At 66.1% G+C, this 8,373-nt stretch carries 6 protein-coding genes and 1 pseudogene; 6 read left to right on the forward strand and 1 reads right to left on the reverse strand.

Translation table 11 applies throughout. From position 1 onward, the window contains the following. The 4 genes and pseudogenes from AB4Y84_RS07215 to AB4Y84_RS07230 form a co-directional block, all read left to right on the forward strand. Positions 1-513 (forward strand): annotated as a pseudogene (locus tag AB4Y84_RS07215) (RNA-binding protein); the annotation flags it as partial. 529 nt (positions 514-1,042) lie between these two features. Next, positions 1,043-2,269 carry an RtcB family protein gene (locus AB4Y84_RS07220; protein WP_134833270.1) on the forward strand — a complete coding sequence of 409 codons (1,227 nt, stop codon included), beginning with the start codon at positions 1,043-1,045 and terminating at the stop codon, positions 2,267-2,269. 81 nt (positions 2,270-2,350) lie between these two features. Further along, positions 2,351-3,367, forward strand: coding sequence for an RNA 3'-terminal phosphate cyclase (gene rtcA / locus AB4Y84_RS07225; protein ID WP_025878045.1), 1,017 nt, complete (start codon positions 2,351-2,353; stop codon positions 3,365-3,367). Positions 3,368-3,559: 192 nt separating this feature from the next. Continuing rightward, the gene (locus AB4Y84_RS07230) at positions 3,560-4,006 is read left to right on the forward strand and encodes a universal stress protein (RefSeq protein ID WP_025878044.1); all 447 of its coding nucleotides are present in this window, start codon (positions 3,560-3,562) and stop codon (positions 4,004-4,006) included. A gap of 419 nt (positions 4,007-4,425) precedes the next feature. Here the strand turns inward: AB4Y84_RS07230 and AB4Y84_RS07235 are convergent, their stop codons facing one another. Continuing rightward, positions 4,426-4,710 carry a DUF2782 domain-containing protein gene (locus tag AB4Y84_RS07235; RefSeq protein WP_025878043.1) on the reverse strand — a complete coding sequence of 95 codons (285 nt, stop codon included), beginning with the start codon at positions 4,708-4,710 and terminating at the stop codon, positions 4,426-4,428. A 97-nt stretch (positions 4,711-4,807) separates the two neighbouring features. Here AB4Y84_RS07235 and polA point away from each other — a divergent pair, with 97 nt between their 5' ends. Beyond that, positions 4,808-7,582 (forward strand): DNA polymerase I, encoded by a 2,775-nt coding sequence (gene polA / locus AB4Y84_RS07240; protein ID WP_442244217.1) that lies wholly within the window; start codon positions 4,808-4,810, stop codon positions 7,580-7,582. A 315-nt stretch (positions 7,583-7,897) separates the two neighbouring features. Then, positions 7,898-8,373 (forward strand): DUF421 domain-containing protein (locus AB4Y84_RS07245; protein WP_442249932.1); only part of this gene is annotated, 476 nt, incomplete at its 3' end.

The following is an 8,373-nucleotide window of genomic DNA, read 5'->3' on the forward strand; positions in this document are numbered from 1 at the left end:
GGCGCCAGTACCGCGGCACGCTGTGTGGACGTGGCGGCGCTGGTTGCAGCCTGCGTACTGCGCGGGCAGCCGCAGGCCAAGGTATTGCCGTTCGACACCGAGGTGCGCCACGTGCGGCTGAACCCGCGCGACAGCGTGATGACGTTGGCCCGCCAGCTGGCGATCAACGGTGGCGGTACGTCGGTCAGCGCGCCGCTGCACTACCTCAACCTGCGGCGCGAGCCGGTGGACCTGGTGGTGATGGTGTCGGACAACGAGAGTTGGCGTGACACCCGCAGCGGCGGCCAGACGGCCACGATGCTGCAGTGGGATGCACTGAAGCGTCGTTGCCCGCAGGCGCGGCTGGTGTGCATCGACCTGCAGCCGGTGTCCAGCAGCCAGACCGTGCAGCGCGGTGACGTGCTGCACATCGGAGGCTTCAGCGATGCGGTGTTCGACCTGATCGCGCAGTACGCCGCTGCGGCCGAAGACGGCAGCAGCTGGGTCGAGCGCATCCAGGACATGGCGTTGTAAGGCGGCAAGGATGTCGCCACGGACCGCCCGGCTGGCAATGGGGCCAGCCGGGCAGGGCCAGGAATTCGTTTTTGCGGTGAATGCTGGTGGAACTACATTGGTTGTCCCTTCGGGGTCGGGTTCGAGTCCCGCGTTTCCTGCCTGTCGTGAGGAAGCAGACGTTCCACTTCCCTTGTCACCGTACCTTTTCAAACGGCACCGGCAACGGCGCCGATGCTTCACCGCCGGCAGTGCGAATGCCGGAGGAACTACAGCCTCTTAAGCTCCAGGTCGCGGGTTCGACTCCCGCCTGCCGCGGCAACGCGGCGGTAGCTCAGTGGTAGAGCAGGATGTTCCTCCAGATTCTTGTCGTGCTGCCGGCACCTTCGCTTTCGTTGCGCGGGGAATGYAGGTGGAACTACATCGGAAGCCCTTCGGGGTCGGGTTCAAGTCCCGGCCGTCCCCCACGGCAACGTGGGTGACGGAATGTTCCACCACCCTTGTCACCGCACCTTCTTAGTTTTTGCTTTGGATGAAAGGAAACATCACCATGACCACCCTCAATTACGACGTGATCCAGCAGCCGGGTGCTGCACCGATCAAGCTGTGGACCCGCGGCGTGCCGCTGGAAGACCAGGCGCGCGAGCAGCTGCAGAACATCGCCAAGCTGCCCTTCATCCACAAGTGGATCTCGGTGATGCCCGACGTGCACCTGGGCAAGGGCGCGACCGTGGGTTCGGTGGTGCCGACCATCGGCGCGATCATTCCTGCAGCGGTGGGCGTGGACATCGGCTGCGGCATGATCGCGGTGCGCACCACGCTGGTTGCCAGCGACCTGCCGGACAACCTGTCGGCGGTGCGCAGCGCGATCGAGCGGGCGGTGCCGCACGGCCGCAGCGTTACCCGCGGGGGCCGTGACAAGGGCAGTTGGGACACGCCGCCCGAACTGGCTGTGGAAGGCTGGGCGCAGCTGGTGGATGACTTCGCATTGATCTGCGAGCGTCACCCGCGCCTGAAGAACACCAACAACCTCAAGCACCTGGGAACGCTGGGTACCGGCAACCACTTCGTCGAGGTCTGCCTGGACCAGGAGCAGCGCGTGTGGTTCATGCTGCACTCCGGTTCGCGTGGCGTAGGCAATGCCATCGGCACCTACTTCATCGAGCTGGCCAAGCAGGAAATGCGCCGCTGGATGATCAACCTGCCCGACCAGGACCTGGCCTACCTGCCCGAGGGCAGCCAGCACTACGGCGACTATGTGTTCGCGGTGGACTGGGCGCAGCGTTTCGCACGCATGAACCGCGAGGTGATGATGCGCAACGTGGTGGCCGCGGTGCGTACGGTGATCAGCAAGCCGTTCGAGGCCGAGGCCGAGGCGGTGAACTGCCACCACAACTACGTGAACCGCGAGACCCACTTCGGCAAGGAAGTGATGCTGACCCGCAAGGGCGCGGTGAGTGCGCGCAAGGGCGAACTGGGCATCATTCCGGGCAGCATGGGGGCCAAGAGCTTCATCGTGCGTGGCCTCGGCAACGAGGACAGCTTCCACAGCTGCAGCCACGGTGCCGGCCGCGTGATGAGCCGTACCCAGGCACGCAAGCTGATCACGGTGGATGACCACGCCAAGGCCACCGCGCACGTGGAGTGCCGCAAGGATGCGGAGGTGGTGGATGAATCGCCGGCGGCCTACAAGCCGATCGAGGCGGTGATGGAGGCCCAGCGCGATCTGGTCGAGATCGTGCACACGCTGCGCCAGGTGGTGTGCGTGAAGGGATGAGGCAACCCGTGCGCGGCGTACACTGCGCCGCGCACGGCAGCAGGGCCCGGCATCGAACAACGGGCACGGAGGAACAGACAGATGGACATGATTGAACTGGATGGCGGGCACGGAGGCGGACAGCTGCTGCGCTCGGCACTGACCCTGAGCCTGTGCACCGGCACCGGCTTCACGCTGCACAACATCCGCGCGATCCGGCGCAAGCCGGGGTTGATGCGCCAGCACCTGACCGCGGTGAACGCTGCGGCGCGGGTCGGCAACGCCTGTGTGCACGGTGCAGAACTGGGCGCTACCTCGTTGCGTTTCGAGCCGGGGCGGGTGAGCGCCGGCACCTACCACTTCGCGACCGGCAGCGCCGGCTCGGCCACGCTGGTGCTGCAGACCGTACTACCCGCGCTGTGGCGCGCGCAGGGGCCGTCGCAGCTGCGCCTGGAAGGCGGTACCCACAATCCGCTGGCACCCAGCGCGGATTTCATCGCGCAAAGCTATCTGCCGGCGCTGGGCCGGATGGGCGTGCAGGCGTCGATGCAGCTGCTGCAGCACGGTTTCCATCCAGCCGGTGGCGGCGTGATGGAGGTGCAGGTGCAGCCGTGCGCGGCGTTGCAGCCGCCGTCGTTGGAGGTGCGTGCACCGTTGCAGGCGATCGAGGCACAGGTGCTGATGTCCGGCCTGTCCAGCGGCATCGGCCTGCGCGAACTGCAGGTACTGGCCGAGACGCTGGGCGTGGACCCGCACCCGCGCAACGTGCAGTCGATACGGCCGGCGCTGGGACCGGGCAACGTCGCCCTGGTGCGCGTGCGTCATGGTGATCACGTGGAGGTGTTCAGCGGCCACGGCGAGCGCAGTGTCTCCGCCGAGCAGGTCGGGGCGCGCCTGGCCGGGCAGGTCAAGCAGTACCTGGACGGGACCGGTGCTGTTGGCGAGTACCTGTCCGACCAGTTGCTGCTGCCGATGGCGCTGGCGGGCGGCGGTGCGTTCACCACCCACGTGCTGAGCGATCACCTGGTCAGCAATGCGCGGTTGATCGAGAAGTTCCTGCCGGTGGAATTCGACTGGCAGCCGCACGACGGTGGCTGGCGGGTGACGGTGCAGGCCTGAGTGCCCGCCGGGCGTGGCCCGGCGCTACCGGAGCATTCCAGTCGCCTGTCGATCCTGGGCGCGTCGGCCGATCATGCCGCGCTGCGCAGGCATCGCTGCGCGCTGTCGGATTGATCCTGCGCAAGGCACGATCTCCACACAGGCTGTGTAATGGTGTCGTTCCCACTGGCTGGATCACCGCGGAGCCCCACCATGTACAAGCGCATCCTGATCGCCACCGATGGCTCGGAGCTGGCCGACAAGGGCCTGGCCAAGGGCCTGGAGCTGGCCAAGGACCTCAACGCCGAGGTCGACATCGTCACCGTCTCCGAGCCTTGGGCCGTCGGCATGTACGACGCCATGGGCTGGAGCGTGGGCTACATGAACAGCCCCGAATACAAGGCCGACCGAGAGGAAGGCGCGCAGAAGGTGCTGCAGCCGGCCCTGGCCAAGGCGGCCGAGCAGGGCATCACCGCCAATCCGGTGCATGTGCTGGACCGCTACGCGGCCGACGGCATCATCGAGACGGCGGGCCAGCGCAACAGCGATCTGATCGTAATGACCTCGCACGGCCGCCGCGGCGTCACCCGCGTGCTGCTGGGCAGCCAGACCGCCGAGGTGCTGGCGCGCAGCACGCTGCCGGTGCTGGTCATCCGCTGATACGGAAGCGTTCCCGGGGAGGGGACCCGACGCCGGCCGCAGGATGCGCGCCGGCGTTGTTTTTTATCGGCGGCCCGAAGAGCATCCACGCATGGCGTGGATCTACTCCAGTTCACCGTCAAAGGTCCACGCCATGCGTGGATGGGGCCACCGCAATGCCAGTAGATCCACGCCATGCGTGGATGGGGCCACCGCAATGCGCAGTAGATCCACGCCATGCGTGGATAGGGCCACCGCAATGCCCAGTAGATCCACGCCATGCGTGGATGGGACCACCGCAATGCGCAGTAGATCCACGCCATGCGTGGATGGGGCCACCGCAATGCCCAGTAGATCCACGCCATGCGTGGATGGGCCGGGCCGATCGCCTTGATGGGGTCAGAGCCCTTTCCTGCGGAAAGGGATCCGACCCTGTCGCATCACCAGCTGTACAGCTTCCAGTACACCGGCGACACGCCATCCTTGTCGTTGTCGAAGCGGCCATCGCCGTTCTTGTCGTACATGTAGAACGGGGCGCCACGTGCCGGCGTCACCTTGACCATGCGCAACTGGCCGGACACCCGGTATTCCTCGATGGTGTCGCCGTTGTCCATGGTCCGCTTGGAGACATCGGCGCCCTTGACGTCCACCGGGGGAGCGCCTGCACCGCCCATGCTGGCGCAGCCAGCAAGCAGGAGCAGGGAAGCCAGCATCAGGGTCTTCATCGGCGGGGCCTTTGCCTGGAAAGAGCCTTGATTATGCCCCATCGCCGCGTCGCTGCCGTGTCGCCGCGATGCAGGAACAGGCGCGTAGAATCGACACATGAGCAGATTAGTCCTGATCGACGGGTCCAGTTACCTGTACCGCGCGTTCCACGCGCTGCCGCCCCTGTCCAATGCACAGGGTGAGCCCACCGGCGCGCTGTTCGGCGTGGTCAACATGCTGCGCTCGACGCTGAAGGAGCGCCCGGCCTACGTCGCCTTCGTCGTCGATGCCCCCGGCAAGACCTTCCGCGATGACCTGTACGACCAGTACAAGGCCAACCGCCCGCCGATGCCCGATGAACTGCGCAGCCAGGTTGAGCCAATGTGCCGCATCGTCGAAGCACTGGGCATCAGCATCCTGCGCATCGAAGGCGTGGAGGCCGACGATGTGATCGGCACCCTGGCCCTGCAGGGCGTGGCACAGGACCTGAAGGTCACCATCTCGACCGGCGACAAGGATTTCGCCCAGCTGGTCCGGCCCGGCATCGAACTGGTCAACACCATGACCGGCAGCCGCATGGATTCGGACGCGGCGGTGATGGACAAGTTCGGCGTGCGTGCGGACCAGATCGTCGACCTGCTGGCGCTGATGGGCGACACCGTGGACAACGTGCCCGGGGTGGAGAAGTGCGGGCCGAAGACGGCCGCCAAGTGGCTGGCCGAATACCAGCATCTGGACGGGGTGATGGCAGCGGCGCCGACGATGAAGGGCAAGATCGGCGAGAACCTGCGCGCCGCGCTGGAGCGGCTGCCGCTGAACAAGGAGCTGGTGACCATCCGCACCGACGTCGCCCTTGATGCCAGCCCGACCACACTGGCGCTGCGTGATCCGGATGTGCCCACGCTGGGCGAGCTGTACCTGCGCTATGGCTTCACCCAGGCGTTGAAGGAGCTGGGCGGTCCGATCGCCGCTCCGGCGCAGGTCAGCGAGGCCACACCCAGCCTGCGCGGCACCGCGGCCGGCTTTGCCCGTGGCAGCGCCGAAGCGCCGCCGGCGGGCGAGCTCGATCCTGCGCTGTCGGCGCCCGGCGAGTACGAGACCGTGCTGACCACAGAGCAGCTGCAGGCCTGGGTCGCGCGCGTGCAGCAGGCCGATCTGATCAGCTTCGATACCGAGACCGACGCGCTGGATGCGATGCGCGCGCGGCTGGTGGGCATCAGCCTGGCGGTGGAGCCGGGCAAGGCCGCCTACATCCCGGTCGGCCATGACTATCCGGGCGCGCCGGCACAGCTTCCGCTGGCACAGGTGCTCGATGCGCTGCGGCCGGTGCTGCAGGATCCGGCGAAGAAGAAGCTGGGCCAGCATGGCAAGTACGACCTGCATGTACTGCGCCGCCATGGCGTGGACGTGCAGGGCTACCACGACGACACCATGCTTGAGAGCTTCGTGCTCAATTCCACCGCCACCCGCCACGACATGGATTCGCTGGCCCTGCGTTACCTGGGCTACAACACCATCAAGTTCGAGGACGTGGCAGGCAAGGGCGCCAAGCAGATTTCGTTCTCGCAGGTGGGCATCGACGAGGCCGGCCGCTACGCCGCCGAAGACGCCGACATCACCCTGCGCCTGCACCACGCGCTGCAGCCGCAGCTGCTGGCCGAACCGACCCTGGACAGCGTGTACCGCAGCATCGAGATGCCGCTGGTACCGGTGCTGACCAGCATCGAAGCCAATGGCGTGCGGATCGACACCGACGAACTGCGCCGGCAGAGCCAGGACCTGTCCTCGCGCATGCTGGCCGCGCAGCAGAAGGCCACTGAACTGGCCGGGCGCAGCTTCAACCTGGATTCGCCCAAGCAGCTGCAGGCGGTGCTGTTCGATGAGCTGAAGCTGCCGGCGGTGGTGAAGACCCCCAAGGGCCAGCCCAGCACCAATGAAGAGGCGCTGGAGGCGATTGCCGAGCAGCACGTTCTGCCCCGGGTGATCCTCGAGTACCGTGGCCTGGCCAAACTGCGCAGCACCTATACCGACAAGCTGCCGGAGATGGTCAACTCCGAAACCGGCCGGGTGCACACCAGCTACCACCAGTCCGGTGCCGCCACCGGCCGCCTGTCCTCGTCCGATCCGAACCTGCAGAACATCCCGATCCGCACCGAGGATGGCCGCCGCATCCGCCGTGCGTTCATCGCCCCGGAAGGCTTCCAGCTGCTGGCGGCCGACTATTCGCAGATCGAGCTGCGGATCATGGCGCATCTGTCCGGAGACCCGGGCCTGGTGCGGGCCTTCGAGCAGGGCGCCGACGTGCATCGCGCCACCGCCGCCGAGGTGTTCGGCCGCACCCTGGAAGAAGTGACCAGCAACGAGCGCCGCGCGGCCAAGGCGATCAACTTCGGCCTGATGTACGGCATGAGTGCGTTCGGACTGGCCCGCAACCTCGGCATCGACCGCGGCCAGGCGCAGGATTACGTGGCGCTGTACTTCAGCCGCTATCCGGGCGTGCGTGACTTCATGGAGCGCATGCGCGAGCAGGCCCGCGAGCAGGGCTACGTGGAGACCCTGTTCGGTCGCCGGCTGTACCTGAACGACATTCATGCACGTAACCAGGGCCTGCGTGCTGGCGCTGAACGTGCGGCGATCAATGCACCGATGCAGGGCACCGCCGCCGACATCATCAAGCGCGCCATGGTCGATGTGGACAAATGGCTGCGTGACAGCGGCGCACCGGCGCGGATGATCCTGCAGGTGCACGATGAACTGGTGTTCGAAGCCGAGGCCGGTTTCATCGAAGAACTGCGTAGCAATGTCGTGCAGCGCATGTCGCAAGCGGCACAATTGCGGGTGCCGTTGGTGGTCGATACCGGTACTGGCAGCAATTGGGATGAGGCGCACTGAGTCGCATTCAGGCCGAAAACGCCGTGAATTCGTTCATTTGCATGATATTTCTGACTCAAACATGAATGTTTCCCTGATGGGTGCTTATTAAATTGGGCCCCTTCACGAACCGTTAGTGTTCGGAGTGCTTCTATAACTCCCGACAGGCGCAATGCCTGTCGTGGATCTCTCCCATCCCCTGGAGCAGATCTCGGAACGGGGGCTCCTCCCCAAGCGCCCGTTCCCCGGCCCCGTTGACCTCCCCCTGGTCAGCGGGGCTTTTTATTTTTGCGCTGCTGCGCCACGCTGGGCCACCGCCCAGCAGGGAAACCCGCGATGCCCGATCTGTTCGACTTGGCGATGCCGTGGTGGGAATTCATCCTGCGCGCGGTGGTGGTCTACGCAGTCGTGCTGGGCATGGTCCGGCTCAGCGGCAAGCGCGCGCTGGGACAGGTCACCCCGTTCGACGTGCTGCTGATCGTGCTGCTGGGCAACGCGGTGCAGAACGCATTGCTGGGCACCGATACCTCGCTGGCCGGCGGCCTGCTGCTGGCCGCCACGCTGATCCTGCTGAACTATGGCGTAGGCTGGATCACCGCCCGCAGCCGCCGCATGGAACGGCTGATCGAGGGCGAACCGGTGGTGATCGCGCGCAACGGCAAGCTCTTCGACAGTGTGCTGCGGCGCGAGCTGGTCAGCCGCGCCGATTTCGATGTCGCCATGCGCCAGCAGAGCTGCATCGGCGTGGAAGAAGTGGAACTGGCACTGCTGGAAACCAACGGCCACATCACCATCATTCCCAAGCGCAAGGA

Origin of the sequence: Stenotrophomonas sp. 2YAF22 (genome assembly GCF_052114665.1) — a bacterium.
In the GTDB taxonomy this organism is placed as follows: Bacteria; Pseudomonadota; Gammaproteobacteria; order Xanthomonadales; family Xanthomonadaceae; genus Stenotrophomonas; species Stenotrophomonas indicatrix.

Coding starts and splice junctions, on each gene's coding strand:
- AB4Y84_RS07220 (WP_134833270.1), top strand. CDS start 1,043: ATGACCACCCTCAATTACGACGTGATCCAGCAGCCGGGTGCTGCACCG.
- rtcA (WP_025878045.1), top strand. CDS start 2,351: ATGGACATGATTGAACTGGATGGCGGGCACGGAGGCGGACAGCTGCTG.
- AB4Y84_RS07230 (WP_025878044.1), top strand. CDS start 3,560: ATGTACAAGCGCATCCTGATCGCCACCGATGGCTCGGAGCTGGCCGAC.
- AB4Y84_RS07235 (WP_025878043.1), bottom strand. CDS start 4,710: ATGAAGACCCTGATGCTGGCTTCCCTGCTCCTGCTTGCTGGCTGCGCC.
- polA (WP_442244217.1), top strand. CDS start 4,808: ATGAGCAGATTAGTCCTGATCGACGGGTCCAGTTACCTGTACCGCGCG.